General features: G+C 65.3%; 28 protein-coding genes. 20 read left to right on the plus strand and 8 right to left on the minus strand.

Annotation, left to right across the window (positions count from 1 at the left end; all coding sequences use genetic code 11):
• Positions 1-5: 5 nt before the first annotated feature.
• Positions 6-422 (minus strand): lysozyme inhibitor LprI family protein, encoded by a 417-nt coding sequence (locus OU426_RS03145; protein WP_267632387.1) that lies wholly within the window; start codon positions 420-422, stop codon positions 6-8.
• 129 nt (positions 423-551) lie between these two features.
• On the opposite strand from OU426_RS03145, the gene pyrC reads away from it, so the two are divergent.
• From pyrC to OU426_RS03205, 12 genes are all read left to right on the plus strand, one after another.
• Positions 552-1,592 (plus strand): dihydroorotase, encoded by a 1,041-nt coding sequence (gene pyrC, locus OU426_RS03150; RefSeq protein WP_267632388.1) that lies wholly within the window; start codon positions 552-554, stop codon positions 1,590-1,592.
• 83 nt (positions 1,593-1,675) lie between these two features.
• Positions 1,676-2,356: an orotate phosphoribosyltransferase gene (locus tag OU426_RS03155; protein WP_267632389.1), complete on the plus strand. Its 681-nt coding sequence runs from the start codon at positions 1,676-1,678 to the stop codon at positions 2,354-2,356.
• Between the two features lie 211 nt (positions 2,357-2,567).
• Positions 2,568-4,067, plus strand: a complete 1,500-nt coding sequence (locus OU426_RS03160; protein ID WP_267632390.1) for a replicative DNA helicase — start codon at positions 2,568-2,570, stop codon at positions 4,065-4,067.
• Positions 4,068-4,202: 135 nt separating this feature from the next.
• The gene (gene alr / locus OU426_RS03165; protein ID WP_267632391.1) at positions 4,203-5,267 is read left to right on the plus strand and encodes an alanine racemase; all 1,065 of its coding nucleotides are present in this window, start codon (positions 4,203-4,205) and stop codon (positions 5,265-5,267) included.
• Positions 5,264-6,046, plus strand: coding sequence for an MlaE family ABC transporter permease (locus OU426_RS03170; RefSeq protein ID WP_267632392.1), 783 nt, complete (start codon positions 5,264-5,266; stop codon positions 6,044-6,046). Before alr ends, OU426_RS03170 begins: the two co-directional genes overlap by 4 nt.
• Positions 6,043-6,795 (plus strand): ABC transporter ATP-binding protein, encoded by a 753-nt coding sequence (locus OU426_RS03175; protein ID WP_267632393.1) that lies wholly within the window; start codon positions 6,043-6,045, stop codon positions 6,793-6,795. The genes OU426_RS03170 and OU426_RS03175 overlap by 4 nt, the downstream gene beginning before the upstream one ends.
• Positions 6,796-6,877: 82 nt before the next feature.
• Positions 6,878-7,225 carry a hypothetical protein gene (locus tag OU426_RS03180; protein ID WP_267632394.1) on the plus strand — a complete coding sequence of 116 codons (348 nt, stop codon included), beginning with the start codon at positions 6,878-6,880 and terminating at the stop codon, positions 7,223-7,225.
• Positions 7,222-7,674: a paraquat-inducible protein A gene (locus OU426_RS03185; RefSeq protein ID WP_267632395.1), complete on the plus strand. Its 453-nt coding sequence runs from the start codon at positions 7,222-7,224 to the stop codon at positions 7,672-7,674. Before OU426_RS03180 ends, OU426_RS03185 begins: the two co-directional genes overlap by 4 nt.
• Before the next feature lie 93 nt (positions 7,675-7,767).
• The gene (gene radA, locus OU426_RS03190) at positions 7,768-9,135 is read left to right on the plus strand and encodes a DNA repair protein RadA (protein ID WP_267632396.1); all 1,368 of its coding nucleotides are present in this window, start codon (positions 7,768-7,770) and stop codon (positions 9,133-9,135) included.
• Positions 9,136-9,160: 25 nt separating this feature from the next.
• Complete coding sequence (locus tag OU426_RS03195) at positions 9,161-9,799, plus strand: CvpA family protein (protein ID WP_267632397.1); 639 nt, start codon at positions 9,161-9,163, stop codon at positions 9,797-9,799.
• Between the two features lie 98 nt (positions 9,800-9,897).
• Positions 9,898-11,361, plus strand: coding sequence for an amidophosphoribosyltransferase (gene purF / locus OU426_RS03200; RefSeq protein WP_267632398.1), 1,464 nt, complete (start codon positions 9,898-9,900; stop codon positions 11,359-11,361).
• Positions 11,358-11,786 (plus strand): DUF1284 domain-containing protein, encoded by a 429-nt coding sequence (locus tag OU426_RS03205; RefSeq protein WP_267632399.1) that lies wholly within the window; start codon positions 11,358-11,360, stop codon positions 11,784-11,786. Before purF ends, OU426_RS03205 begins: the two co-directional genes overlap by 4 nt.
• 61 nt (positions 11,787-11,847) lie before the next feature.
• Here the strand turns inward: OU426_RS03205 and OU426_RS03210 are convergent, their stop codons facing one another.
• Positions 11,848-12,438: a biotin transporter BioY gene (locus tag OU426_RS03210; protein ID WP_267632400.1), complete on the minus strand. Its 591-nt coding sequence runs from the start codon at positions 12,436-12,438 to the stop codon at positions 11,848-11,850.
• Between the two features lie 108 nt (positions 12,439-12,546).
• On the opposite strand from OU426_RS03210, the gene OU426_RS03215 reads away from it, so the two are divergent.
• From OU426_RS03215 to OU426_RS03235, 5 genes are all read left to right on the plus strand, one after another.
• A complete protein-coding gene (locus OU426_RS03215; RefSeq protein ID WP_267632401.1) occupies positions 12,547-13,230 on the plus strand; it encodes an SDR family NAD(P)-dependent oxidoreductase in 684 nt (227 codons plus the stop codon).
• Complete coding sequence (locus tag OU426_RS03220) at positions 13,230-13,679, plus strand: GNAT family N-acetyltransferase (protein WP_267632402.1); 450 nt, start codon at positions 13,230-13,232, stop codon at positions 13,677-13,679. Before OU426_RS03215 ends, OU426_RS03220 begins: the two co-directional genes overlap by 1 nt.
• Before the next feature lie 194 nt (positions 13,680-13,873).
• Complete coding sequence (surE, locus tag OU426_RS03225; protein WP_267632403.1) at positions 13,874-14,659, plus strand: 5'/3'-nucleotidase SurE; 786 nt, start codon at positions 13,874-13,876, stop codon at positions 14,657-14,659.
• Positions 14,659-15,309 (plus strand): protein-L-isoaspartate(D-aspartate) O-methyltransferase, encoded by a 651-nt coding sequence (locus OU426_RS03230; protein ID WP_420712562.1) that lies wholly within the window; start codon positions 14,659-14,661, stop codon positions 15,307-15,309. The genes surE and OU426_RS03230 overlap by 1 nt, the downstream gene beginning before the upstream one ends.
• Before the next feature lie 58 nt (positions 15,310-15,367).
• Positions 15,368-16,573, plus strand: coding sequence for a peptidoglycan DD-metalloendopeptidase family protein (locus OU426_RS03235; RefSeq protein ID WP_267632405.1), 1,206 nt, complete (start codon positions 15,368-15,370; stop codon positions 16,571-16,573).
• 149 nt (positions 16,574-16,722) lie between these two features.
• On the opposite strand, the gene OU426_RS03240 is transcribed toward OU426_RS03235, so the two are convergent.
• The 4 genes from OU426_RS03240 to OU426_RS03255 form a co-directional block, all read right to left on the minus strand.
• Positions 16,723-17,694, minus strand: coding sequence for a 2-hydroxyacid dehydrogenase (locus OU426_RS03240; protein ID WP_267632406.1), 972 nt, complete (start codon positions 17,692-17,694; stop codon positions 16,723-16,725).
• A 110-nt stretch (positions 17,695-17,804) separates the two neighbouring features.
• Positions 17,805-18,698 (minus strand): succinate--CoA ligase subunit alpha, encoded by an 894-nt coding sequence (gene sucD / locus OU426_RS03245; protein WP_267632407.1) that lies wholly within the window; start codon positions 18,696-18,698, stop codon positions 17,805-17,807.
• The gene (locus tag OU426_RS03250; protein WP_267632408.1) at positions 18,695-19,894 is read right to left on the minus strand and encodes a malate--CoA ligase subunit beta; all 1,200 of its coding nucleotides are present in this window, start codon (positions 19,892-19,894) and stop codon (positions 18,695-18,697) included. The genes sucD and OU426_RS03250 overlap by 4 nt, the downstream gene beginning before the upstream one ends.
• Positions 19,895-19,904: 10 nt before the next feature.
• Positions 19,905-21,152 carry an aminotransferase class V-fold PLP-dependent enzyme gene (locus tag OU426_RS03255; RefSeq protein ID WP_267632409.1) on the minus strand — a complete coding sequence of 416 codons (1,248 nt, stop codon included), beginning with the start codon at positions 21,150-21,152 and terminating at the stop codon, positions 19,905-19,907.
• A gap of 177 nt (positions 21,153-21,329) precedes the next feature.
• On the opposite strand from OU426_RS03255, the gene OU426_RS03260 reads away from it, so the two are divergent.
• The 3 genes from OU426_RS03260 to OU426_RS03270 all read left to right on the plus strand — a co-directional run bounded on the left by OU426_RS03260 (position 21,330) and on the right by OU426_RS03270 (position 24,357).
• Positions 21,330-21,989 carry a response regulator transcription factor gene (locus OU426_RS03260; RefSeq protein ID WP_267632410.1) on the plus strand — a complete coding sequence of 220 codons (660 nt, stop codon included), beginning with the start codon at positions 21,330-21,332 and terminating at the stop codon, positions 21,987-21,989.
• Positions 21,990-22,121: 132 nt separating this feature from the next.
• On the plus strand, positions 22,122-23,099 hold the full coding sequence (locus OU426_RS03265) for an HpcH/HpaI aldolase/citrate lyase family protein (RefSeq protein ID WP_267632411.1): 978 nt from the start codon (positions 22,122-22,124) through the stop codon (positions 23,097-23,099).
• A 1-nt stretch (position 23,100) separates the two neighbouring features.
• Positions 23,101-24,357, plus strand: a complete 1,257-nt coding sequence (locus OU426_RS03270; RefSeq protein ID WP_267632412.1) for a glycerate kinase type-2 family protein — start codon at positions 23,101-23,103, stop codon at positions 24,355-24,357.
• Here OU426_RS03270 and OU426_RS03275 read toward each other — a convergent pair.
• Both OU426_RS03275 and OU426_RS03280 read right to left on the minus strand, forming a co-directional pair.
• Complete coding sequence (locus tag OU426_RS03275) at positions 24,351-25,490, minus strand: M56 family metallopeptidase (RefSeq protein WP_267632413.1); 1,140 nt, start codon at positions 25,488-25,490, stop codon at positions 24,351-24,353. The genes OU426_RS03270 and OU426_RS03275 overlap by 7 nt on opposite strands.
• Positions 25,477-25,872: a BlaI/MecI/CopY family transcriptional regulator gene (locus tag OU426_RS03280; protein WP_267632904.1), complete on the minus strand. Its 396-nt coding sequence runs from the start codon at positions 25,870-25,872 to the stop codon at positions 25,477-25,479. The genes OU426_RS03275 and OU426_RS03280 overlap by 14 nt, the downstream gene beginning before the upstream one ends.
• Positions 25,873-25,876 lie beyond the last annotated feature (4 nt).

Here is a 25,876-nt window from a genome sequence, read left to right on the forward strand (position 1 = left end):
AGCCTTCAGTGTAGGCCCTCAACCCGCTCGGTTAGATCCAGGAGCTCAGCCTCGCGCTCGCCCGTTTTCAGGCCGAGGCAGCCGAGATATTCGAGGTCCGAGGCCTGCCCGCCGCCCAGTTCCGCCGCCGATGCCTGACAATCGGCCTCAACCTCGGCCTCCCAGGCTGCCTGATCGGCCAGAATCGCTTCGTCGGACGGAACGGAGACCGCGCGTTTCGCGGGATCACCTTCGGCGGCCTCGTCCCGCAGCGCCTGCAGCGCGGCCTTCATCCGCTCCTCCGCCCGAACAAGCAAGGCGCGATTGCACTCCATCATGTCGGGATGGGTCACCGGGCTCCGGCATTCCGCCGGCGGGGCGTCTTCGGCAAGCGCCGGGGCGGCAATCAATGTGAAACACAGCGCGATCAGGGGTCTGTACATCGGGGGCCTCTTTTTCCCCTGCATGGCCCGGTGCATTTCCGGGCTCAAGTCGGGTTTTCCAGCCTCCTACCGCATCTTGCCGCATCCCAAGACTGGAAATGCGCCCGCCGATCCTGTAGCGCTCGGCCCATGAGCCAGAGCCTGACGATCCGCCGCCCCGACGACATGCACCTGCACCTGCGCGATGGCGCGATGCTGGAGGCGGTCCTGCCGGAAACCGCCCGCCATTTCGGCCGCGCGATCGTGATGCCGAACCTCGTACCCCCCGTGGTCACCGGTGATCAGGCGGCCGCCTATCGCGACCGTATCCTGAAGGCCCTTCCCGAGGGCATGGCATTCGAGCCGATGATGGTGCTCTACCTGACCGAGACGACCGATCCGGCCGATGTAGCCGCCGCCCATGCAAGCGGGCTGGTCAAGGCGGTGAAGCTTTATCCGGCCGGGGCCACCACCAATTCGCAATCGGGCGTCACCAACTTCCAGAACGTCCGGCATGTACTTGAACGGATGGCGGAAATCGGCCTTCCGCTTTGCGTCCATGGCGAGGTTACAGACCCCGCCGTCGACATCTTCGACCGCGAGGCGGTGTTCATCGACCGGGTCCTGGATCCAATCCGGCGCGCGACGCCGGGCCTGCGCGTCGTGATGGAACATATCACCACCGAAGAAGGCGTGGCCTATGCCGGCGCGGGCGACGAGACGCTGGGCGCCACGATCACCACCCATCACCTGGTGATCAACCGCAACCATATCCTCGCGGGCGGGATCCGGCCGCATTACTATTGCCTGCCGGTCGCCAAGCGCGAGAAGCACCGCCTGGCCTTGCGCCGCGCCGCCACATCAGGCGATCCGCGCTTCTTCCTCGGCACCGATTCCGCGCCCCACGCCGATCACCTGAAGGAACATGCCTGCGGCTGCGCGGGCTGCTTCACCGCGACGAATACGCTTTCGATCCTCGCCCATGTGTTCGAGGAGGAAGGCGCGCTCGATCGGCTGGAGGCCTTCACCTCGCTGAATGGCGCGCGCTTCTACCGCCTCGCCCCGTCCGAAGACTGCGTCAACCTGACAAAGGGCGACACGGTCACCTACCCCACCAAGATCGAGACCGGCGCCGGTCCGGTCACCGTCTTCGACCCCGGTTTCGCCCTTCACTGGCGCGTCACCCCCTGACCCCCTCCTCGTCGCCTTCGGCGCTCGTCGGGCAGACGAGGAGAAGCCGAAGGCGCCCGACGAGGCCCCGCGAAAGGACAAAGATGATCCCCTCCAGCTTCCCGCCCAAAGAAGAGATCGCCCGCCTGACCGCGCGGATGCTTCTGGAAATCAAGGCCGTCCATTTCAACGCCGAGACCCCCTTCACGCTGGCTTCGGGCCTGCCCTCGCCCACCTACATCGACTGCCGCAAGCTCATCTCCTACCCTCGCATCCGCTCGGTGCTCATGGATTTCCTCGCCGTCACCGTGATGCGCGACGCGGGCTTCGAGGCGTTCGACAATATCGCGGGCGGCGAGACCGCGGGCATCCCCTTCGCGGCCATGGTCGCCGAACGGCTGGCGCTACCCATGACCTATGTGCGCAAGAAGCCGAAAGGCTACGGCCGCAATGCCCGCATCGAAGGCGCGATGAGCGAGGGCCAACGCGTTCTGCTGGTCGAAGACCTCACCACAGACGGCGGCTCGAAACTCTCGTTCGTCGACGCGATCCGCGACACGGGTGCGACCTGCGCCCATACCGCGGTGATCTTCTACTACGGCATCTTCCCCGAAACCGTCGATGTCTTGGGCAAGCATGGCGTCGCGCTGCATTACCTCTGCACCTGGTGGGACGTGCTCGCCGAGGCCCGCGCCCAGGGCGCATTCGATGCGAAGACGCTGAACGAGGTCGAAGCCTTCCTCACCAATCCCCGGCCCTGGCAGGAAGCCCGCGCAGGCAAATAGGGCCCGTCCAAATTTTCCTGTGGACGCTCTCTGGGGGTGACATGTGGACAAGTCCGGCCCGTCGCGCGATTCCCCAGAAAGGACAGATTTCCCACCCCCGATCTGGTAGGGTTGCTTCGGGCATACACCGCTGCTTGTGGCATTTAGGGACATTTGCCGAAACGCCCGGGCCGACTTATGACAGTCCGGGGACAAGAAGAAGAGCTGAGGCATGAGTGAAATAGCGACCTTGCGGCCCGCGCAGCCGCCGGTACCCGCCACCGAGGCCGGGGGCGAGGTGTTGCCGCACAATATCGAGGCCGAACAGCAGCTTCTCGGCGCGATCCTGACAAACAACGACATCTACGACCGGATCGCCTCGATCGTCCGGGCCGATCATTTCTTCGACCCGGTCCATCAGCGCATCTTCGAGATCGCCATCGCCCGCATCCAGAAGAATGCGCTGGCCTCGCCGGTCACGATGAAGGGCTATCTGGAGGATGACCCGGGCCTGAAGGAACTGGGCGGCCCGGCCTACCTTGCCCGGATCGCGGGCGCGGCGATCTCGGCCTATGCGGCGCGCGATTATGCGCAGATGATCCATGACCTTGCCGTGCGCCGCGAACTGATGGGCCTTGGCCGCGACATCACCGCGCGGGCTCAGGAAATCACCGTCGACAACGACCCTAAGGACCAGATCACCGAGGCCGAACAGCGGCTTTACCAGCTGGCCGAACAGGGGACGGTCGAGAAGGGGTTCGTGTCGTTCCTGAAAGCCACGACCGAGGCGGTGCAGTCAGCCCTTGCCGCCTATCAGCGCGACGGCGCGCTGTCGGGCATCTCGACGGGTCTCGCCGATCTGGACAAGAAACTCGGCGGTCTGCACCCGTCCGACCTTCTGATCCTCGCGGGGCGCCCCTCGATGGGCAAGACCTCGCTGGCCACGAACATCGCCTTCAACATCGCCAAGGCCTACAAGAAGGGCAAGAAACCCGACGGCACCGAAGGCGCAGTGAACGGCGGGGTCGTAGGCTTCTTCTCGCTCGAAATGTCGTCCGAACAGCTGGCGGCCCGGATCCTTTCCGAAGCCTCGGAAGTGCCCTCCGAACAGATCCGCCGCGGCGACATGACGGAACAGGAATTCCGCCGCTTCGTCGAGGCCGCGAAGGCCCTGGAAACCTGCCCTCTCTATATCGACGACACGCCCGCGCTGCCGATCAGCCAGGTGGCCGCCCGCTGCCGCCGCCTCAAGCGGACGCACGGTCTCGATGTCGTCTTCGTCGACTACCTGCAGCTGCTGCGGGGCACCGGAAAAGGTGACAACCGGGTGCAGGAGATCGCGGAAATCTCCATGGGTCTCAAGGCCTTGGCGAAGGAACTTAGCATCCCCGTGATCGCCCTTTCGCAGCTTTCCCGCCAGGTCGAAAACCGCGACGACAAGCGCCCGCAGCTCTCCGACCTGAGGGAATCCGGCTCGATCGAGCAGGACGCCGACGTGGTGATGTTCGTTTTCCGCGAGGAATATTACAAGGAACGCGAAAAACCAGGCGATCACGACCTTGAAGGCATGGCCAAGTGGCAAGAGGTCATGGAACAGGTCCATGGCAAGGCCGAAGTCATCATCGGCAAGCAGCGCCACGGGCCGATCGGCACGGTGGAACTGTCGTTCGAAGGCCGCTTCACCCGCTTCGGCAATCTGGTGAAGCCCTGGCAGCAGGGCGAAGGGTTCTGACCGCGAGCCGGCCCGACCGGATGAGTGGTTGCCTCCTTCATTGTGGTCCAAATATCCCGGGGGGTGCGGGGGGCTGGCCCCCCGCTGCGACTAAAGACACTTGACCTCCGCGACAGGACCGTCAAAACCCCCGCCATGGCATCCGGCATTCTCGATATCGACCTCGACGCGATCACCGCCAACTGGCGGGCGCTCGATGCCATGACGCCCGCCCATGTCCAGACCGCCGTGATGGTCAAGGCCGACGGCTATGGCCTCGGCGCTGCGCCCATCGCCCGTGCCCTGATGGCGGCGGGCGCGCGGCGGTTCTTCGTAGCTTTGACCGAAGAGGGCGTGGCCCTGCGCCTCGCCCTGGGCCCCGAGGCCGAGATCAATATCCTCTCGGGCCATATGGAGGGCGATACGGCGCGGATCGGCGCCTTCAATCTGGTGCCGATGTTGAACAGCCGCGCCCAGGTCGAGCGGCATTTTTCCGAACTCCCCACCCATCCGTTTGGCATCCAGCTGGAAACCGGCATGAACCGGCTCGGCATCGACGCGGCCGACTGGCAACTACTCGCACCCTCAGTCCTGCCGCACAAGCCGCGCCTTCTCATGTCGCACATGGCCTGCGCCGACGAGCCCGGCCATCCGCTGAACGACCGCCAGTTGGCAACCTTCCACAAGATGACCGACGGGACCGGCATCGCCCGGTCATTCTCGGCCACCGGCGGCATCCTCCTTGGCCGCCAATATGATTTCGACCTCACCCGCCCCGGCATCGGCCTTTACGGCGGCGCGCCTTTCACTGCCGCTCAACCGGTCGTAAGACTGTCGCTCCCGGTCGTGCAGGTCCGCACCCTCAATCCCGACGACACGGTCGGCTATAACGCGACATGGCAAGCCGTGGCGCCAACCCGCATCGCGACGCTGGCCGCAGGCTATGCCGACGGTCTTTTTCGCGCTTTGTCGAACCGCGCTGTGCTTTACCACGGCGAAACCCCCTGCCCGCTCGTCGGCCGCGTCTCGATGGACCTGGTGACCGTCGATGTCACCGCAGCCGAAGGCACACCCGAAACGCTCGACCTTCTCTGCCAAGCGCAGGGTATCGACGATCTTGCCCGCGCCGCCGGCACCATCGGCTACGAGATCCTGACCGCGCTTGGCCAGCGCTATGCCCGCCAGTACAAGAGCCGCGCCAAGGGAACGCTTGCCGCATGAACCTGCTTTCCCCCCTCGCGGCGCTCGGCCGCCTGACGCAAGGCGCGCTTGCCACTGTCGGGCGCATCGCGCTTTTCGCCGCCGACGCGGTCAGCCATCTGTTCCGCCCGCCATTCTATCCGCGCGAGTTCCTTGTCGCGCTGATGCAGATCGGCTGGTTCAGCCTGCCGGTCGTCGGCATGACCGCGCTTTTCACCGGCGGTGCGCTCGCGCTGCAAATCTACGCGGGCGGCGCGCGCTTTTCGGCGGAAGCCGTGGTGCCCTCGATCACCGCAATCGGCATGGTGCGGGAACTTGGGCCCGTCCTCGGCGGCCTGATGGTTGCGGCGCGTGTGGCCTCGTCCATTGCCGCCGAAGTGGGCACGATGAAGGTGACCGAGCAGATCGATGCTTTGGTGACGCTCTCCACCCATCCGATGAAATACCTGACCGTGCCGCGCATGCTGGCCGCGACGCTCGCCGTGCCCGTGCTGGTGGCAGTCGGCGACAGTATCGGCATCTTCGGCGGCTATCTCGTCGGGGTGAACCGACTGGGCTTCAATCCGGCCACCTACCTTGCGAACACCCGCGCCTATCTCGAGGCCTTCGACATCATCTCGGGCCTGATGAAGGGTGCGGCCTTCGGCTTCATCATCGCCATCTGCGGCTGTTTCTACGGTATGAATTCTGCACGCGGCGCCCAAGGGGTGGGTCGGGCGACGAAATCCGCCGTGGTCGCCGCTTCGGTCCTGATCCTCGCCGCCAACTATCTGATGACGGAGGTCTTTTTCTCCGCATGATCGAGCTTCAGGGCGTCAGGAAAAGCTTCGGCAAGAACCATGTCCTGCAGGGCGTGGACCTCTCGGTCGCGCGCGGCCAGTCGATGGTGATCATCGGCGGCTCGGGTACCGGCAAGTCGGTGCTTCTGAAATGCGTCCTCGGCCTTGTCACGCCGGACGCGGGTACGATCCTGGTCGACGGCCAGCCCGCCGCGACGAAGGGCGCGGGTCGCGAGCCCTTCCTCGACCGGTTCGGCATGCTCTTTCAAGGCGGCGCGCTTTTTGACAGCCTGCCGGTCTGGCAGAACGTGGCCTTCCGCCTGCTGCGCGGCGCCAAGAAGCGCCCGAAGGACGAAGCCCGCGCCATCGCCATAGAGAAGCTTCGGCGCGTGGGGCTGAAGGAACAGGTGGCCGACCTCTTTCCGGCCGAGCTTTCGGGCGGCATGCAGAAACGCGTGGGCCTTGCCCGCGCCATCGCTGCGGAGCCCGAGATCATCTTCTTCGACGAGCCGACGACCGGCCTCGACCCGATCATGGCGGGCGTGATCAACGAGCTGATCCGCGAGATCGTGACCGAGATGGGCGCGACCGCGATGACCATCACCCATGACATGACCTCGGTCCGCGCCATCGCCGACCGGGTGGCGATGCTGCATGGCGGTGTGATCCGCTGGACCGGTCCGATTGCGGAAATGGACACGACACCAGACCCTTACGTCGATCAGTTCATTCACGGCCGCGCCGAAGGACCGATAGAATCCGTGCGCTGAGCCCGGCGGAAGCCCAGGGTTTGACGCCCAGTGCCTTTGCCGCTACCCTTGGCCCGACGTCAGGACGGAACGCCCCCGCACCATGATCATCAAGGCTTCGACGGTCGCCGTCCTTCTCATCAGCCTCATCCTCTGCCTGCCGCCCTATCTGGTGCTGCGCCTCTTTGCGCGCTTTTACAAACGCGCCAAGCGCCGCAATATCAACCGCAAACGCTATCTGGTCGGCATGGCGGCCGCCCTTCTCGCGCTCGGCTTCAATGTCTTCGCCTTTATAGGCATCTCAGCGTCAGTCGCTCAGGGCGTTTCGGTCTATGGCACGCTCAGTTCCATCGCCGTCGCCATCGCCTGGGTCTCGTTCTGGCTCTGGCTCTTTCTCGCCTTCGCCTTCAACCGCGATATCGCGCAGCGCCCGCAGCCAGGTGACGAATGAGAGGCCTCACGCCGCTGGCGCTCGCCAATTTTGCGCTTCTGATCCTCTTCCCGCTCAGCTGGGTGGCGCCGCTCCTCCGCGCGGGCTGGCTGCCGTTCTTCGAGCTTGACGAGATCTCGGTCCTGACCGGCCTGCAGGCGATCTGGGAAAAGGACGCGCTGCTGGCGCTTCTCGTGACCTTCCTCGCGCTTTTCGCGCCGATGGCCAAGACGCTCGGCCTTGCGCTGATCCACTTCCGCCTTGCCTCGCCGCGCCTCTTGCCCATCCTTGAAACCCTCGGCCGCCTCGCCATGGCCGATGTCTTCCTCATCGCGCTCTATATCGTTCTGGCCAAAGGCGCCTTCGTCGGACGGCTGGAGACCGCGTGGGGCCTTTACCTTTTCACCGCCTGCATCCTCGCAAGCCTCTGGATATCGTCCATCACCTCTCGCCGCCTTCACCGCGCCTGATCCTGCCCTCTTTCGTTGACAAATATCCCGGGGTTTGGGGCAGAGCCCCAATCCGCGCTTGCCGGTCAGCGGCGGCATCGGCATGAAGGGCGCATGAGCAAATCGACCTCGAGCTTCACCTGCACCTCCTGCGGGGCCGTCCACAAGAAATGGGCCGGGCGCTGCGACGCCTGCGGCGCCTGGAATTCGATCGTCGAGGAGGCGCCGCTTTCCGCCGGCCCCGCCGCGAAGAGCCTCGGGGCGGCGCGCGGCCGCAAGGTCGAACTTACCACCCTTCAGGCCGACGAACCGCCGCCGCCCCGCACCGCGAGCGGCATGGAGGAATTCGACCGCGTCCTCGGCGGCGGGCTGGTGCCTGCGTCGGCGATCCTTGTGGGTGGCGATCCCGGCATCGGGAAATCGACGCTTCTTTTGCAGGCGACCGCCACCTTCGCCCGCAAGGGGCTGAAATGCCTCTATATCTCCGGCGAGGAAGCCTCGGCCCAGGTCCGGATGCGGGCACAGCGCCTTGGCCTTGCCGATGCGCCCGTAGGGCTCGGCGCTGAAACCAATCTGCGCGACATCCTGACCACGCTCGATGCCGAGCGCGCGGACCTTGTGGTCATCGATTCGATCCAGACCCTTTGGGCCGATATGGTCGAGGCCGCGCCCGGTTCGGTCGCCCAGGTCCGCGCCGCCGCGCATGAACTCGTCAGCTTCGCCAAAAAACGCGGCACCTCGGTCATTCTCGTCGGCCATGTCACCAAGGAAGGCCAGATCGCCGGTCCCCGCGTCGTCGAGCATATGGTCGATTGCGTCCTCTATTTCGAGGGCGAGCGTGGCCACCAGTTCCGCATCCTGCGCGCGGTCAAGAACCGTTTCGGTCCGGCCGACGAGATTGGCGTCTTCGAGATGACCGGCGCGGGGCTCGCCGAGGTCGCGAACCCGTCCGCCCTTTTCCTCTCCGAACGCGGACAGGCGAGCCCCGGCTCGGCGGTCTTTGCCGGGATCGAGGGCACACGGCCGGTCCTCACTGAAATCCAGGCGCTCGTCGCGCCCTCGACCCTCGGCACGCCGCGCCGCACGGTCGTCGGCCTCGACAGCGGCAGGCTGTCGACGATTCTCGCGGTCCTTGAGGCGCGCTGCGCCATACCCTTCGCAGGCCTTGATGTCTTTCTCAATGTCGCGGGCGGGCTCAAGGTCACGGAACCTGCTGCCGATCTTGCCGTCGCCGCCGCCCTTCTCTCGGCGCGCGAAGATGTTCCGCTGCCTCCCGACATGGTGGTTTTTGGGGAAATTTCCCTGTCCGGCGCCCTCCGACCGGTTTCGCAAACCGAAAACAGGTTGAAAGAAGCCCGAAAACTTGGTTTCTCACAGGCAGCGGCCCCCGAGAGGTCGAAAGCAGAAGGCGATGAGGGCATGAAGATGCGGAAATTCTCCGATCTCACTGCCTTCGTGGGCGAGATGTTTGCGGCGGGTTGAGACCCGCGAGAGAGTAGGGACAGGTATGGACAATTTCACCATCGTCGACGCCGCCGTCGCGGTCATCGTGCTTCTCTCGGCGATCCTCGCCTACAGCCGGGGCGTGGTGCGCGAGCTTTTCGCGATTGCGGGCTGGGTGGTCGCGGCCTACGTGGGCTTCCTCTTCGCCAAACAGGCCGCCCCCCTTGTGCGCCAGATCCCGGTGCTCGACAAGTTTCTCGACAATTGCGAACTGGCGACCATCGCCGGTTTCTTCGTGGTCTTCGCGGGCGCGCTGATCCTCGCCTCGATCTTCACGCCGCTCTTTTCCGCCATCATCCAGCGTTCGGCGCTTTCGGGCATCGACCAGGGTCTCGGCTTCCTCTTCGGCGTGGCGCGCGGCGTCCTTCTCGTGGCCGTCGCCTTCCTCGTCTATGACCGGATGATGCCTGAGGCGGGCATCCCCATGGTCGACAATTCGCGTTCCGCCGTGGTCTTCGCCTCGATCCAGGACAGGCTCGCCGCCGAAGTGCCGACCGACGCGCCCGGCTGGTTCAAGGAACGCTATAACGAGCTTGTCGGCGATTGCGGCACCGGCACGGCCACGGTCACCGAACCTGTCACTCCCGAAGGTAGCGCAACCGGCACGACCGACGGCGCGGGCGCCAAGACCGTCACGCCCTGAGGCCGCTTTTCCGCGGGCTGTGACCGGTTCTGGTGGTGACAGCGCGTCCATGACAGACTATGGAAGCGCCAACTGCCCCGGAATCGGAGAGACGGCCCATGCGCCCCTTCCTGTCGCACCCGTTCGATGACGACAAGCTGAAGGAGGAGTGCGGGATTTTCGGCGTCACCGGCGTCGCGGATGCCGCGAATTTCGTGGCGCTCGGGCTTCACGCGCTCCAGCATCGCGGGCAGGAGGCGGCGGGTATCGTCGCCTATGATCCGGTCGAGGGGTTCAACAACGTCCGCCGCTTCGGCTATGTGCGCGACAATTTCACCAAGCCCGACGTGATGCAGATGCTGCCCGGCACGCTCGGCATCGGCCATGTCCGCTATTCGACCGCCGGATCGAAAGGCCACACGGCGATCCGCGATGTGCAGCCCTTCTTCGGCGAATTTTCCATGGGCGGCGCGGCGATTGCCCATAACGGCAACCTGACCAACGCCGCCTCGCTGCGGCGCGAGCTGATCGAGCGCGGCTCGATCTTCCAGTCCTCGTCGGACAGCGAATGCATCATCCATCTGATGGCGCGCTCGATTCAACAAAACATCTCGGAGCGGATCAAGGACGCGCTGCGCCGGGTCGAAGGCGCCTTCTCGGTCGTCGCCATGACCCGCACCAAGCTGATCGGCGTCCGCGACCCGATGGGCGTGCGCCCGCTGGTGCTCGGCCGGATCGGCGACAGCGGCTGGGCCTTGTCGTCGGAAACCTGCGGGCTCGACATCATCGGCGCCGAGTTCGTGCGCGAGATCGAGCCGGGCGAGATGGTGGTGATCGAGGGCAACAAGGTCGCCTCGACCCGGCCCTTCACCCCCGCCACCTCGCGCTTCTGCATCTTCGAACATGTCTATTTCTCGCGCCCCGATTCCATCCTCGGCGGCCGCTCGGTCTATGAAACCCGCCGCCAGATCGGCGTCGAACTGGCCAAGGAAGCGCCCGTGGAGGCCGACCTCGTCTGCCCGGTGCCCGATTCTGGCACACCCGCCGCCATCGGCTATTCGCAGCAGTCTGGCATCCCCTACGCGATGGGCATCATCCGCAACCAGTATATGGGCCGGACATTCATCGAACCGACCGAGCAGATCCGCAACATGGGCGTCCGGCTGAAGCTGAACGTCAACCGCGCGCTGATCAAAGGGAAGCGCGTGATCCTTGTCGATGACAGCGTGGTGCGCGGCACGACGAGCCGCAAGATCAAGGACATGATCCTAGATGCAGGCGCGGCCGAAGTGCATTTCCGCATCGCCTCGCCGCCGACCGCCTGGCCCTGCTTCTATGGCGTCGATACGCCGGAACGCTCGAAGCTCCTCGCCGCGACCATGACCGAGGACGAGATGCGCGACTGGATCGGGGTGGACAGCCTCAAGTTCATCTCACTCGACGGCCTCTACCGCGCCGCGGGCGAAGCGGCGGGCCGCGATCCCAAGGCGCCGCGCTATTGCGACGCCTGCTTCTCGGGCGACTATCCCGTGGCCCCCGCCGACCAGATCGAGAAGGGCTTCCAGATGAAGGCGGCGGAATGAGCGGGTCGCGCCCCGTCCGCTACCGCCCCCACCACTTCCTCTGTTCGCTCGGCTTTCAGGGCAAGGGCTATTCCGACGGTTTCACCGCCAACATGACCGCCATCGTCATGGGGCGGCTGCGCGCGGCGGGCGGCGATCGAACCGTGATCGAGGTCACCGGCGCCACCGACGATATCTGCGCGCCCTGCCCCAAGCGGCGCGGCAGGCTCTGCACCAATCAGGACAAGATCAAGACGCTCGACCGGGCGCATGCCGCCGCCTTGACGCTTCAGCCTCACGAGCGGCTGACCTGGGGCGAAGCGAAGGCGCGTATCCGCTCCAGCGTCCTGCCCGGATCGCTGAAAACGCTCTGCGCGGGCTGCGAATGGGAGCCCTACGGCATGTGCGAAGAGGCGCTTGCCGCGCTCCACGCGGGCGAGACGTGATCCAAATGCGAACGCCGCCCAAAGGGGCGGCGTTCAAGCCTTTTGGTCAGGCAAGGCCTTGTCAGGCCTTGCGGCCCTTAAGTGCCGCCCAGCCGCCGGTCACGACCAGCGCCGCGATGATCGCCTTGACCGTGTCGCCGATCAGGAAGGGCGCCATGTAGTAGGCCCAGATCATCTGAAGATTGTCAGCGCCCCATTTGGACGCATCAAAGCCAAACACCGCATCCGCAGCCATCGCCCAGGCATTGCCGGGGATATAGAGCAGCGCCGAGGCGAGGATGCCGACGAGCGCAGTGCCGACCAGGCCCTTGACGCCACGGTCGGCGGCATAGCCTGCGATGGCGACGAGAAGGAGAAAGCCCACGAGAAAACCGGCCGTCGGACCGGCGAAGGCCGCGGCCGAACCGCCACCGGCGAAGACCGGCAGGCCAGCGGCGCCTTCGGCGAGATAGGCCGCGACCGTGGCCACGCCCATCCGCGCGCCATAGGCGAAACCGACGATGAGGATCGCGAGCGTCTGCAGCGTCATCGGCACCGGATACATCGGCACCTGCACTTGCGCGGCGAGGGCGATGAAGAGGCTGCCGCCCAGCACCATCAGGGCGCGGGTCAGAAGCGATTGCGAGGGCACGAGGGCCTTGGCGAGGGTCATGTCTGTTTCCTTTCCCCTGCGAGAGTCGCGCGCACATTTGCTGCGCTGCAGCTACATGTCAACATTTACCATTGCGCGCCACTTTAGGGAATGCGACATGGCATGGCCATGACCGACATAACTTCCGACACGAGCATCCTCGCAGAACGCCCCCTCGCCCTTGTGACCGGCGCCTCGCGCGGTCTTGGCTTCGCGCTTGCAGCCGCTCTTGGCGCCGCGGGCTGGCATGTCCTCGCCGTCGCCCGCACCGTGGGCGGGCTTGAAGAACTCGACGACCGGATTACCCAGGCGGGCGGCTCCGCGACGCTCGCGCCGCTCGACGTGACCGACGATGGCGCGATGGACCATCTGGCCAAGCAGATCGCCGCCCGCTGGGGCGGGCTCGGCCTCTGGGTCCATGCGGCGATCCATGCGCCGCCACTCTCGCCCGCTGGTCACCTCGACATGAAGGATATGGACAAGGCGCTGAAGGTGAATCTTCGCGCCACCGCCACGCTCATTCCGCTGATCGAACCGCTCTTGCGGGCCAAGGGCGGCACCGCGCTTTTCCTCGACGATCCGCGCGCGGGCGAGAAATTCTTCGGCGCCTATGGCGCGACCAAGGGCGCCCAGATGGCGCTTGCCCGAAGCTGGCAGACCGAGACCGAACGGACCGGCCCGCGCATCCTCATTGCCGCGCCCCGCCCCACCGCAACCGCGACCCGCGCCCGTTTCTTCCCCGGCGAGGACCGCGCGGCTTTGGCCGATATCCACGAGGAAGCTGCCCGCCTCCTCAGCCTTCTCGGACCCTGATGACCGCCCTTGTCGACATCCGCGACATGACGGCGGCTGACGAGGCCGACTGGCGGCGGCTCTGGGCGGGCTTCCTTGCCTACTACGACATAGAGCTCGCCCCCGGCATCACCGATTTCACCTGGACCCGCCTGCTCGACCCGGCGAACCCCCTCACCGCACGCATGGCGTATCTCGATGGTCGCGCCATGGGTTTCGCCATCCACCAGCTGCACCCCTCGACCTGGGTGATGGGCGAGGATTGCTACCTGGAAGACCTCTTCGTCGCCGAGGAAGCGCGCGGTCGCGGCATCGGCCGGGCGCTGATCGAGGATCTGAAGGCACTATCCCGCGCCAAGGGCGCCAAGCGGCTTCACTGGTTCACCGACAACGAGAACAGCCGCGCCCGCGCCCTCTATGACCAGTTGGCCGAGAGCGACGGCCACATCCGCTACCGCACGACCCTCTGACCCCTCCGCCTTTCATCTTGGACCAAATACCTCAGGGTCCGGGGCAGCGTCCCGGTCCGCGTGCAACGCGGAGGCCCCGTCGAGGGCCAGGGTGGGTGGGTGGGGCCCGAGACGGGGCCTTCTTCCCGCAGCTAACCGCTTTACCCCGGCCGCCATTCCCTCTAAATCTTGTAGTGGAACCGGGGCGGACTACCATGCGCATTCTCATCACCAATGACGACGGCATCAACGCCCCGGGGCTTGAGGTGCTGACCGCCATCGCCCAGGACATCGCGGGGCCGGAGGGCGAGGTCTGGACCGTCGCCCCCGCCTTCGAGCAATCGGGCGTCGGTCACTGCATCAGCTACACCCATCCGATGATGATCATGAAGCTTGGCCCCCGCCGCTATGCGGCCGAAGGGAGCCCCGCCGATTGCGTGCTCGCGGGCATCTACGATGTCCTGCACGGCGCCCGGCCCGACCTCGTCCTCTCCGGCGTCAACCGCGGCAACAATGCCGCCGAGAACGTGCTTTATTCGGGCACGATCGGCGGCGCGATGGAGGCGGCGCTTCAGGGGCTGCCCGCCATCGCGCTGTCGCAATTCATGGGCCCGAGGACCGACGAGATCGACGATCCTTTCGAGGCCGCCCGCACCCACGGCACCCATGTCGTCCGCACCCTTCTCGACAAGGGCCTCTGGGACGAGAAGGACTACCGGATTTTCTACAACGTCAACTTCCCGCCGCTGCCTGCGGCCGAGGTGAAGGGCATGAAGGTCGCGGCCCAGGGCTACCGCACCGACACGTTCTTCGGGGTCGAGCCTCATGTCTCCCCCTCGGGCCGCAAGTTCCTCTGGATCACCGGCGGGCCGCAGCATCAGGCGACCGCGCCCGGCACCGATGTCGCCGTCAATCTCGACGGCCATATCTCGGTCACGCCGATGCGCGCCGATCTTACCGCCCATGACACGCTTCAGGACCTCGCCCGCCGCCTCGCATGATGGCTGACATGACAGACCGCGCCGAACAGCAGATGCGCTTCCTCTTTACCCTCCGCTCGCGCGGGGTCACTGACCCGCGCGTTCTGGAAGCGATGGAGAGGGTCGACCGTGGCCTCTTCCTGAAAGGCATCTTCGCCGACCGCGCCTATGAGGATGTGCCGCTGCCCATCGCCTGCGGCCAGACGATCAGCCAGCCCTCGGTCGTGGCGCTGATGACCCAGGCGCTCGAGGTCACGCCCCGCGACAAGGTGCTGGAGGTCGGCACCGGCTCTGGCTATCAGGCGGCGATCCTCAGCCAGTTGGCGCGCCGTGTCTATACGGTCGACCGCCACCGCCGCCTGGTGCGCGAGGCGGAAAGCGTCTTCCGCGCGCTCGATCTTGCCAATATCACCGCTTTCGCCGCCGACGGATCTTTCGGCCTGCCCGATCAGGCGCCGTTCGATCGCATTCTCGTGACCGCCGCCGCCGAAGACCCGCCCGGCCCGCTCTTGGCCCAGCTGCGCGTTGGCGGTATCATGGTCCTGCCCGTCGGGCAGTCGGACGCGGTACAGAGCCTGATCAAGGTCACACGGTCCGAGACGGGGTTTGAGTATGAAGAACTGCGGCCGGTGCGCTTCGTGCCGCTGGTCGAGGGTCTGGTGCAGGACTGACGCCGGACGTGAATGGGTACCAGAGGCCGGAACACGGCCCGGATGGTGAGGATAAGAGATGACAGGCAAGCTGAACCGGACCTTCGCGCGCACCCTCCTGATCGGCGGCTCGCTTCTTGCGCTTGCGGCCTGCGAAAGCGATGGCCGCTTTGACGGCGACCTCCGGCACTTCGGACAGGGGATTTTCGACACGTCGGATGCCGCCCGCAATGCGGGTGCGGCCCGGCCGACGCCCGACCCGCGCGGCATCATCTCCTACCCCGGCTATCAGGTCGCGGTGGCGCGGCAGGGCGACACGGTCGCCTCCGTCGCCGCCCGGATCGGCATGGATCCGAACGAACTGGCGAATTACAACGCGTTGCAGCCCACCTCGACCCTGCGGGCCAACGAAGTGCTCGCTCTGCCACGCCGCGTGGCCGATGCGACGATGGTCAACGAACCGGGCGGCGTCGACGTAACGACGATCGCGGGCGGCGCCATCGACCGCGCCACAGGAGGCCAGAGCGGGACGGTTCCCGCCTCTGCCCCCACCGGCACTGTGACCACCACCCCGCTCACCCCCGCGAAACCCGTCCCCGCGCCGGTACAAACCGGGGCCGAACCGATCCGCCACAAGGTCGAACGCGGCGAAAGCGCCTATTCGATCGCGCGGCTTTATAATGTGAACGTCAAGGCGCTGGCCGACTGGAACGGGCTCGGCAAGGACCTCGCGGTGCGTGAAGGCCAGATCCTGCTGATCCCGGTCGGCGCCAAGGGCGGCGTGGTCGTGACAGATGACACAAGCAAGCCCGGCGAAGGGTCGAAGACCCCGACCCCGCCCTCGGCGGCAGAGCCGGTGCCAGAGGAAAAGACCGAACCGGCCTCGAAACCGGTCGAAAAGCCCGCCGCTCCCGATGTCGGCGCCACGACGGCGAGCGCGAAGCTTTCGATGCCGGTGCAGGGCTCGATCATCCGTGGCTACCAGAAGAAGAAGAACGACGGGATCGACATTTCCGCCTCTGCCGGGACCGCCGTCGGTGCCGCAGGCGACGGCACGGTTGCCGCGATCACCAAGGATACCGAAGGCGTGCCCATCCTCGTGATCCGCCATGCGGGCAACCTTCTGACGGTTTACGCCAACATCGACGGCATCGCGGTGAAGAAGGGCGACAAGGTCAAGCGCGGCCAGGCGATCGCCAAGGTGCGCGGCTCCAACCCAGCCTTCCTGCATTTCGAAGTCCGGCAGGGCTTTGAGTCGGTCGATCCGATGCCCTATCTGCAGTGAGGTTCGATTCCGGTCGGTTTGCGGCACTCACTGTCGCCGACGCGGAAACGGATTGTTGAAAAAGTGAAAGGCGCCGGGAGCTAACGGCGCCTTTCTCTTCCCAGGGTCTAATTTGGCCCTGACCCCGGCAAGTCGTCCGGTATTTCGTCTCAGGCCACCCGGTCGGGCGGTGCCTTGCCGTCAAAGAAGGCGCTGACATTCTCCATCACACGGAACCCCATCGCCTCTCGCGTCGCGCGCGTGGCCGAGCCGAGATGGGGCAGCATCACCAGGTTGGGGCAGTCCATTAGCGCGGCCGTGATCTGCGGTTCACGCTCAAACACATCAAGGCCCGCACCGCCGATCCTGTGCTCCGCCAGAGCCGCAGCCAGAGCGGCCTCATCCACCACCTCGCCACGCGCGGTGTTGATCAGGAACGCATCCCGCCGCATCAGCGCCAGCCGTTCGGCATTGATCAGATGCAGGTTCGCCGCCCCGCCGGGGCAATGAAGCGAGAGGAAATCGCAGTCAGGCAACAGCTCCTCGACCGATCCCACCTGCCGCGCGCCGTAGCGTGCCAGCACCTCGGCGGCGATGGGCGAGCGGTTCTGGACGAGGATCTTCATCCCGAACCCGTGATGTGCCCTCTGCGCCATCGCCTGTCCGATCCGGCCAAAACCGATGATGCCGAGTGTAGCACCCGACACTTTGGTGCCGATCATGTGCGTCGGGCGCCAGCCAGCCCATTCGCCCGCGCGCAATTCCCGCTCCCCCTCGCCCGCGCGGCGCGCGACCATCAGCATCAGGGTCATCGCGATGTCCGCCGTGCAGTCCGACAGGACGTCGGGCGTATTTGTCACCGCCATCCCGTGACGCTTGGCGCCCTCAAGGTCGATATGGCTGAAGCCCACGCCGAAATTGCCAAGCACCTTGGTCCGCGCCTGCGGCAAATCGAAAGCGTCAGGCCCGAGCTTGTCGGTCACCGTCGGGCAGACCGCGTCGAAGGCTGCGAAGGCCGCGCGGAAGTCGGCAACCGTCATCGGCCGGTCAGCCTCGTTCAGCGTCAGGTCGAAACGGTCGGCCATCGACCGTTCCACCGCTTCCGGCCAGCGCCGCGAGATCAGGACCTTCGGTTTTACCATGGTTTCAACTTCCTTCCGGCGGCGTTCGGGTAATACGTCCAGGCATACGTTCTGCCATACGTGCCGCCATACCTTGCCGGACGGTCCCACCGCCCGGCAAGACTGCGTCTTCAGGCCGCCTTGCGCCGCAGCACGCGCGCCACGGTTTCGCCGATGACCGACGGGTTTTCGGCGACCGTTACGCCCGCCTCGCTGAGGATCTCGACCTTCTCCGACGCACTCTCGCCAAAGGCTGAGATGATCGCGCCCGCGTGCCCCATCGTGCGGCCCTTCGGCGCAGTCAAACCGGCGATATAGGCGACGACCGGCTTCGTCATATGGTTCCGGATATACTCGGCAGCCTCCGCTTCCTGCGGGCCGCCGATCTCGCCGATCAGGCAGACGATTTCGGTATCGGGGTCGGCCTCGAACGCTTCCAGCACGTCGCGGAATGACGATCCGTTGATGGGATCGCCGCCGATGCCGACCGAGGTGGAGACCCCGATGCCGAGGTCCTTCAGCTGCTGCGCCGCCTCATAGCCAAGCGTGCCCGACCGGCCGACAATCCCAACGTTTCCAGGTAGATAGATATGGCCCGGCATGATGCCCAGAAGCGATTTGCCGGGCGAGATGGTGCCCGCGCAGTTCGGCCCGGTCAGAACCATGCGCTTCTCGCGCGGATAGCGCATCATGTAGCGCTTCACCCGGATCATGTCTTGCGCGGGGATACCGTCGGTCACGCAGACGCAATAACGGATGCCGCCATCGGCCGCTTCCATGATGCTGTCGGCGGCAAAGGGCGGCGGCACGAAGACGATCGAGGCATTGGCCCCGGTCGCCGCCACCGCTTCCTTCACCGTGTTGAAGACCGGCACGCCATGGACGGTTTCGCCGCCCTTGCCCGGCACCACGCCGCCGACGACGAGCGTGCCATATTCCACCATCTCTTGCGTATGGAACTGCGCGATCCGTCCGGTGATCCCCTGAACGATGACGCGGGTATTGCGGTCGATGAAGATGGTCATTTCACGGCCCTCACTTTGGTATTCTGCGCCATATCATTCTTCCAGGCCGTCACCGCGCGCTGCGCCGCTTCCATGAGCGTGGTCGCGCGGATGATCGGCAGGCCGGATTTCGCAAGGATCTTGAGGCCTTCCTCGACATTCGTGCCCGCAAGGCGAACGACCACGGGCACGTCCACCGGCTCGGCCCTGAGCGCCTGCACGACGCCTTCGGCCACCCAGTCGCAGCGGTTGATGCCCGCGAAGATGTTCACGAGAACCGCCTGCACATTCTTGTCCGAGGTCACGAGTTTGAAGGCCTTCGCCACCCGTTCCGGCGTCGCGCCGCCGCCGATGTCGAGGAAATTCGCAGGCTCCCCGCCCGCAAGCTTGATCGTGTCCATAGTCGCCATCGCAAGGCCAGCGCCGTTGACGATGCAGCCGATATTGCCAGTAAGCCCGATGTAGGAAAGCCCCCGGTCGGCGGCGCGGCTTTCGCGCGGGTCTTCCTGGCTCTTGTCGCGCAGTTCGGCGATCTGGGGATGGCGGAACATCGCATTGCCGTCGAAGGTCATCTTGGCATCGAGCGCCATGATCCGGCTGTCCGACGTTATGACGAGCGGGTTGATCTCGACCATCGTCGCGTCAAGCTCGGTGAAGGCGCGGTAGCAGCCTTGCAGAGTACGGACCATCTGCTGGGTCAGCGCCGCCGGGATGCCAAGCGCGAAGGCGATCTCGCGCGCCTGAAAGTCGCGCAGGCCAACCGCCGGTTCGACGGTAGAACGGACGATGGAATCGGGCCGCGTGGCCGAGATGTCCTCGATCTCCATGCCGCCTTCGCCGGACGCGACTATCATCACCCGCTGGGTCGTGCGGTCGAGGACGAAGCCAAGGTAGATTTCACGCTCGAAGGCCGTCGCCGCCTCGACATAGACGCGGTAGACGCCCTTGCCCGCCGGGCCGGTCTGATGGGTGACGAGCTTCATGCCGAACATGTCAGAGGTCACGTCGAGGATCTCGTGATCCGACGAGCAGAGCTTCACGCCGCCCGCCTTGCCGCGCCCGCCCGCATGGACCTGTGCCTTGACCACCCAGCGATCGCCGCCGAGCTCGCGCGCCCGGTAGGCCGCCTGTTCGGGGCTGTAGGCCAGCGCGCCGTCGGGAACAGCGACCCCGAAGCTCTTCAATATGTCCTTGGCCTGATATTCATGGATATCCATGACGTCCTCCCTATTCCGCGGCGAGCGCCGCCCGGTAATGGCGGGCGAGCCCGTCCATCACATGTTCCTTGTTCACGCCCGCGCCGAGCACGTTCAGCGCATCGGCAAAGCGACTCACGATCTCGGTGATCGGACCTTCGCCAAGCTGGTTCAGGATGCCAACCCGGACCTGTACCGGCTCCGACAGCGTCGGCCAGATACCGAAGCCAGCGGCACGGCATGTCTGCACCAGTTCCTTTTCGCGGCCTTTCAGCGCGGGCGGCAGGTCAAGAACCACGAGCGAGGTCATGTTCGAGGTGACGGTGCAGCCCATGGCTTCGACGGCGGCGCGCAGCGCCGCTTCGTGGAAGGCATAATCGCGGGCCTTCTGCGCCCGGCCATGTTCCAGCGTCAGACGCAGCGCTTCGTGGAAGGCGGCGACCGCATAGCAAGAATGGGTGCGGTGATAGGCTGGTTGGGCCACATCCTTGCCGTCGATCACGCCCCAATGGCGCGCCTCGAGGATCGGATGATGCACATAGGTCGCGGCACCGTTCGCCCGCACTTCGGCGATGTAGCGGTCGGTGAAGGACACCGGCGCGTAGGTCAGCGGCAGGCAGAGAACGCCCTTCTGCGGACATGAGGCCCAGCCATGCACGCCCGGATACTCATCGATCGAAAAATCGGCGATGCCGAGCGAGGAAACCGCATCGACAAGACCAAGCGCACCGTGGCGCTCGCAGGCGTCGGAGAAGCCCTGTAGATCGTTGATCCGGCCCGACCCGGTTTCCCAGTGCGCCATGAAGGCCCATTTCGGCTTGTGCCGGGCCAGGGCCTTTTCAACCGCCTCTCCGGTCACGGACTGGCCATGTGGCACGGTGATAACTGTGACCGAGGCTGCCTGCGGGTTCAGCGGATCGGCTTTCAGTTCCTCGCGGGTCGCGGCCTTCATGCGGATCGTCAGGCAGTCGATGCCGCTGAAGGTGCCGTTGGTGAAAGCGACCACTGTGTCGCCGGGCAGTATGGCGCTCAGCATGCAGTCGAGGCCCGAAAATCCGGTGCCACCCACGCCGAACGTGTGGATGTTCTGCGTACCCCAGAGGCTGCGCAGCATGTGCTTGCATTCGATCATACCGCGCAGCACGTCCGCCTGCATATGATCGGCAACACCTGCCCGGGCAAAGGCCGCGAGGACGCGGGCATCGGTATTGCCCGGCCCCGGGCCGGCGGCGAGCGTTTCGGGGATCGAGAGGGCTGGAAATGCGATCGTGTCGGGCATCGGCGGTCCTGCAGAGAATGTGACGCCAACAAAAACCGGTTGCCCTCGTGTCACAACCTGCCTTACTCCTGCTTTCGGGTGTCTTTTATGGTAGTATTTTTCCTGCCCGTTCGGGTTGGAATACCTCCGCATACAGTACATTCACCCACCTATATGGGTAGGTTTTGGGAAAATCAGATGGCAGATCAAAGACTTAACGCTACGGAAAGTCCGATCGACCTTTCGCTCGCCGACAGCAATCCCTTGGTGCTGCAGGCTTTGTCCGAACTTTTCGACCGCGATCCCCGATTCTCGCTGGTGGCGACCTCGGCAACAGCCGAGGGTTTTCTCGGCGCGGTGATGCGGGTGCCGGTCCGGGTGGCGGTGATCGACTGGATGCTGCCCGCGCTTGGCGGGCAGAAGCTGATCGAGGTTCTGCGCGACCAGCCGGGCGCGCCGCGGATCGTGGTCTATGGCGAGGAAAGCCGGGGCGAGGTGGCGCGGCTCGCGATGCTCGCCGGTGCTGCAGGCTTCGTCGCCCGCACCAATCCGGCCGAAAAACTGCTGGAGACCTGCCTTGCGGTTGCGGCGGGGCAGATGGTCTTTCCCTTCCTCGACGTCCGCGACCTGCAGGCAGATCCGATCGCGCAACTGACCCGTCGGGAAAAGGCGCTGCTGGAGTCTCTGGCCAAGGGTCATTCGAATAAGGAACTGGCGCGGGATTTCGAAATCTCGACCAATACGGTGAAATTCCACCTCTCGAATCTTTTTGAAAAACTCGGCGTCCGAAATCGCGCCCAGGCCATCGCCTTTTATTATTCCTCTCGGCTGGCCAAGGACGGCACCGGGCGGTCCTGACCGGCCCCTGCGAAGGCGTCACGATCTTTCCCTGCGACAGTCTGTCACGCAATTTTCTTGCTTGACAGAAGCGGATTCCTTCCTCCTTCTCTGCCGCCCGTCGATGACACCCAGCCGCGAAGGATTCGCCCCATGAGTTTCCATACCGTCGAACAGGCCCCTGCCCGTCTCAACCGCTCTGAACTCGCCGTTCCGGGAAGCGCCGTTCAAATGTTTGAAAAGGCTGCGCAATCCGACGCAGACGTGATCTTCCTGGATCTCGAGGACGCGGTCGCGCCCGATGACAAGGCGCAGGCGCGCAAGAACATCATCAAGGCGCTGAACGAGATCGACTGGGGCACCAAGACCATGTCGGTCCGCATCAACGGGCTCGACACGCACTACATGTACCGCGATGTCGTGGACGTGGTCGAACAGGCCGGCGCGCGGCTCGACCTGATCATGATTCCGAAGGTCGGGACGGCTGCGGATGTTTATGCGGTCGACATGATGGTGACGCAAATTGAAGATGCGATGGGTTTTAAGAAGCGCATCGGTTTTGAACATATTATCGAAACCGCGCTCGGCATGCAGAATGTGAATGAAATTGCCGCGGCCTCGAAACGGAATGAAAGCCTGCATTTCGGCGTGGCCGATTATGCGGCCTCGACGCGCGCGCGCACGACCATCATCGGCGGCGTGAACCCCGATTACGCGGTGCTGACCGACCCGCTGGAGGACGCGACCCGCGCCACCCACTGGGGCGACATGTGGCACTATGCGCTGGCGCGCATGGTCGTCGCGGCGCGGGCGAACGGGCTGCGTCCCGTGGACGGGCCGTTCGGTGATTTTTCGGACCCCGAGGGCTACAAGGCGGCGGCGAAGCGTGCGGCGGTTCTTGGCTGCGAGGGCAAATGGGCGATCCACCCGAGCCAGATCGCGCTGGCGAACGAGGTGATGAGCCCGTCGGAAAAGGAAGTGACGCGCGCCAAGCGCATCCTTGAAGCGATGATGGAGGCGGCCAAGCAGGGCAAGGGCGCGGTGTCGCTGGACGGGCGGCTGATTGACTATGCCTCGATCCGTCAGGCAGAGGTGCTGGTGGAAAAAGCCAAGCAGATTGCCGGAGTGTAAGATGGACATGCGCGCGGAAGCGACCCGGCTTTTTCAGGCGGCCGTTCAGGCCGCCGACCCGGCCGGGGCGTTGAAGCGCGCAATCCTTGCCTCCCCCCTTGAGGCACTTTCGCCGGGGGGCGGCTGGATCGTGATCGCGGTCGGCAAGGCCGCCGTCCCGATGGCCGAAGAGGTGCTCAGGCACCTGAAGGGCGCCCCGGCGCGGGCACTCGTCGTCACCAACTACGAGAATGCGAGACCCTTTGCGGGGGCCGAGGTCATCGCCTCGGGCCATCCTGTTCCGGATGAGAACGGCGCAAAGGCAGGGGTTGCAGTCGCTGAACTGCTGGAGAGTGCGACGGCGGCCGACCGGGTGGTTGCGCTCATTTCGGGTGGCGGATCGGCACTTCTGCCCGCACCCGCGGCGGGGCTGACGCTTTCAGACAAGGCGGCGGTCAACCGGCTCTTGCTGGCCTATGGCTATGAAATCACCGAAATCAACCTGATCCGCCAGCAGCTGTCGCGGCTGAAGGGCGGAGGAATGCTCAGGCTCGCCGACCCTGCCCCGGTCGAGGCCTTCATCCTGTCGGACGTGGTCGGCGACGATCTGCGTGCGATCGCCTCGGGCCCCACCGTCGCGCCGCTCGGCAGCCGCGCCGATGCGCGGCGACTATTGGAGGAGCGTGGCGTCTGGGCAGAGCTGCCAGCCGCCGTACGCGCCCATCTGGAGGCGCAGGCGGGTGGCGAGAGCCCACTGCCGCCTGCACGCAACCGGCTGATCGGCTCGAACCGCATGAGCCTTGAGGCGATCCGGGATACCTGCTCCAGTAGGGCTGAGATCATCTCGGACCGGCTGACAGGCGACGTGGGCGATGCGGCGGCCGAAGTCATCGCCGCCGCGCGCCGCGCGCCGCCCGGCGCCTCTTGCCTGATTTTCGGGGGCGAGACGACCGTTACCCTCAAGGGCAATGGCCTAGGCGGGCGCAATCAGGAACTGGCGCTGCGCGTGGCGCTGGCGCTGCCCGATCTCGGGCGCGACTGGCTGTTCCTGTCCGGCGGCACCGACGGGCGCGATGGGCCGACAGAAGCTGCGGGCGGGATCGTAGATGCGGGCACGCAGGGCCGGATCGTGGCGGCGGGCGGCGACCCGCAGGCTCTTCTGGCAGAGAACGACAGCTACCGCGCGCTCTCACTCGCAGGCGACCTGCTGGTCACCGGCGCCACCGGCACCAATGTCGCGGACGTGCAGATCCTGCTTCTGGGGCCGAAAGCTCAGTAGCTCGGCTGCGTCAGCGTCGAATTGGCGTTCATCACTGCCAGCCGCTCAAGGTTGATGATGGTCGACAGCATCAGCCGGTCCTGGCTCCAGTCGCCCGGCCGCTGGATGGCGACGGCAGCCAGAAACGTCAGCGCGACCAGCGGGCCAAGAAGCAGCGCCGCGACCATGCCCGGATGCCGTTCCGCCTTGCCGTCGATCAGCGAGACCATGCGGTGGCGCAGGACTTGCACCGAGCGGTGGCCGAAAAGACGGCTTTCGGTCTGGACAAGCGCCACCACCGGCGCCTGAAGAGCAAACAGCCGCCGCCGTTTCAAACTGTTGTGGCAGACCCGGAGCAGGCACTGGCAATAGGCCGCGACGTCATAGCCGCGCCGTTCGATAACCTGCCGGTCGCAGGAAAGCTCACGCAGCTCCTCGCCCATCCGCCGCCAGATATGGAAGGCCGGGTTCCAGAAGAAGAAGGGCTTCAGCACTTCCATTGCGATCTCCCAATCCACATCGCGTTGGCGCAGATGCTGGAGCTCGTGGCCAAGCGCTATGCGCATGTCCTCCGGTTCGGCCAGCATGGTCGAGGGCAGGACGATGATCCGGCGTCGCAGGCCGCGGGTCGAGAAGGGCACCGTTGTGGTATCTGACAGACGAAGTTCGACCCGGCCAATCCGGCGCCAGACGAAACTGTCGTCGAGCACCCTGCGCAGTTTGAGCATGCTCGCCGCGAGGCGGAAGAAGAAGAAGGCAAACCCCGCAGCGAAAAGCGCGAGAACGACGGTCACAAGCGCACCAAACTCCCCCGCTGCCAGTGTGCGCCGCGCGCCTAGGATGGTTTCCAGCCGCTCGGGCGACATCTGGAAGTTGCCCTGCAGATATTGAGAGACGACGAAGTCGGCCAGGTTGATCCGGTCAAAGAGCGCCACATCCGCCCCGTCGGTCGCCTGCGTCACTGCCCAAAGCGCGAAAGGCGAAAAGACGATCGCCAGAAAGACCGCCCGTATCGCCCGGAGCTGCGCCGTATAGGCATGGCCGAGACCCGCGAGCCGAAGCGCGAACCGCGCCATGATCCACAGCACACAGGCGTAGGCCAGAAGGATGTTGACGTCGAGATAGGCGTCGATCAGGTCCCTAAGACTTGCCATTCCTGAGCCTCCTATCCAGAAGCGCCCGAATCTCGTCCAATGCCTCCTCGGACAGATCGTTGTCGTCGACGAGGCGCGCCACGAGCGAGACGGGCGTGTTGTCAAAGAGCTTCTCGGATAGGTTTCTCAGGCTGCGCGACTGATAAAGATCCTTTGTCAGCGCTGGCCTGTATGTGAAGGTCTTGCCCTGTTTCGTGCTGGTCACGAATTGTTTTTGTTCGAGAATCCGGAGGATCGTCGCCGCTGACGTATAAGCGAGCTTGCGGCCTTCGCCGAGCGTATCAAGCACGTCGCGCACCGTTCCCTCGCCAAGCTCCCAAAGCCGGGACATGAATTCCAGCTCGACTTCGGTCAGCATCTCGGGCTTCTTCTTCGTGCGCATTTCG

The sequence above is a fragment of the Frigidibacter sp. RF13 genome (assembly GCF_026626305.1).
In the GTDB taxonomy this organism is placed as follows: Bacteria; Pseudomonadota; Alphaproteobacteria; order Rhodobacterales; family Rhodobacteraceae; genus TMP-24.

Excerpts from the sequence above, each read along its gene's own strand:
- OU426_RS03145 (WP_267632387.1), bottom strand. The coding sequence starts at position 422 with ATGTACAGACCCCTGATCGCGCTGTGTTTCACATTGATTGCCGCCCCG.
- pyrC (WP_267632388.1), top strand. The coding sequence starts at position 552 with ATGAGCCAGAGCCTGACGATCCGCCGCCCCGACGACATGCACCTGCAC.
- OU426_RS03155 (WP_267632389.1), top strand. The coding sequence starts at position 1,676 with ATGATCCCCTCCAGCTTCCCGCCCAAAGAAGAGATCGCCCGCCTGACC.
- OU426_RS03160 (WP_267632390.1), top strand. The coding sequence starts at position 2,568 with ATGAGTGAAATAGCGACCTTGCGGCCCGCGCAGCCGCCGGTACCCGCC.
- alr (WP_267632391.1), top strand. The coding sequence starts at position 4,203 with ATGGCATCCGGCATTCTCGATATCGACCTCGACGCGATCACCGCCAAC.
- OU426_RS03170 (WP_267632392.1), top strand. The coding sequence starts at position 5,264 with ATGAACCTGCTTTCCCCCCTCGCGGCGCTCGGCCGCCTGACGCAAGGC.
- OU426_RS03175 (WP_267632393.1), top strand. The coding sequence starts at position 6,043 with ATGATCGAGCTTCAGGGCGTCAGGAAAAGCTTCGGCAAGAACCATGTC.
- OU426_RS03180 (WP_267632394.1), top strand. The coding sequence starts at position 6,878 with ATGATCATCAAGGCTTCGACGGTCGCCGTCCTTCTCATCAGCCTCATC.
- OU426_RS03185 (WP_267632395.1), top strand. The coding sequence starts at position 7,222 with ATGAGAGGCCTCACGCCGCTGGCGCTCGCCAATTTTGCGCTTCTGATC.
- radA (WP_267632396.1), top strand. The coding sequence starts at position 7,768 with ATGAGCAAATCGACCTCGAGCTTCACCTGCACCTCCTGCGGGGCCGTC.
- OU426_RS03195 (WP_267632397.1), top strand. The coding sequence starts at position 9,161 with ATGGACAATTTCACCATCGTCGACGCCGCCGTCGCGGTCATCGTGCTT.
- purF (WP_267632398.1), top strand. The coding sequence starts at position 9,898 with ATGCGCCCCTTCCTGTCGCACCCGTTCGATGACGACAAGCTGAAGGAG.
- OU426_RS03205 (WP_267632399.1), top strand. The coding sequence starts at position 11,358 with ATGAGCGGGTCGCGCCCCGTCCGCTACCGCCCCCACCACTTCCTCTGT.
- OU426_RS03210 (WP_267632400.1), bottom strand. The coding sequence starts at position 12,438 with ATGACCCTCGCCAAGGCCCTCGTGCCCTCGCAATCGCTTCTGACCCGC.
- OU426_RS03215 (WP_267632401.1), top strand. The coding sequence starts at position 12,547 with ATGACCGACATAACTTCCGACACGAGCATCCTCGCAGAACGCCCCCTC.
- OU426_RS03220 (WP_267632402.1), top strand. The coding sequence starts at position 13,230 with ATGACCGCCCTTGTCGACATCCGCGACATGACGGCGGCTGACGAGGCC.
- surE (WP_267632403.1), top strand. The coding sequence starts at position 13,874 with ATGCGCATTCTCATCACCAATGACGACGGCATCAACGCCCCGGGGCTT.
- OU426_RS03230 (WP_420712562.1), top strand. The coding sequence starts at position 14,659 with ATGGCTGACATGACAGACCGCGCCGAACAGCAGATGCGCTTCCTCTTT.
- OU426_RS03235 (WP_267632405.1), top strand. The coding sequence starts at position 15,368 with ATGACAGGCAAGCTGAACCGGACCTTCGCGCGCACCCTCCTGATCGGC.
- OU426_RS03240 (WP_267632406.1), bottom strand. The coding sequence starts at position 17,694 with ATGGTAAAACCGAAGGTCCTGATCTCGCGGCGCTGGCCGGAAGCGGTG.
- sucD (WP_267632407.1), bottom strand. The coding sequence starts at position 18,698 with ATGACCATCTTCATCGACCGCAATACCCGCGTCATCGTTCAGGGGATC.
- OU426_RS03250 (WP_267632408.1), bottom strand. The coding sequence starts at position 19,894 with ATGGATATCCATGAATATCAGGCCAAGGACATATTGAAGAGCTTCGGG.
- OU426_RS03255 (WP_267632409.1), bottom strand. The coding sequence starts at position 21,152 with ATGCCCGACACGATCGCATTTCCAGCCCTCTCGATCCCCGAAACGCTC.
- OU426_RS03260 (WP_267632410.1), top strand. The coding sequence starts at position 21,330 with ATGGCAGATCAAAGACTTAACGCTACGGAAAGTCCGATCGACCTTTCG.
- OU426_RS03265 (WP_267632411.1), top strand. The coding sequence starts at position 22,122 with ATGAGTTTCCATACCGTCGAACAGGCCCCTGCCCGTCTCAACCGCTCT.
- OU426_RS03270 (WP_267632412.1), top strand. The coding sequence starts at position 23,101 with ATGGACATGCGCGCGGAAGCGACCCGGCTTTTTCAGGCGGCCGTTCAG.
- OU426_RS03275 (WP_267632413.1), bottom strand. The coding sequence starts at position 25,490 with ATGGCAAGTCTTAGGGACCTGATCGACGCCTATCTCGACGTCAACATC.
- OU426_RS03280 (WP_267632904.1), bottom strand. The coding sequence starts at position 25,872 with ATGCGCACGAAGAAGAAGCCCGAGATGCTGACCGAAGTCGAGCTGGAA.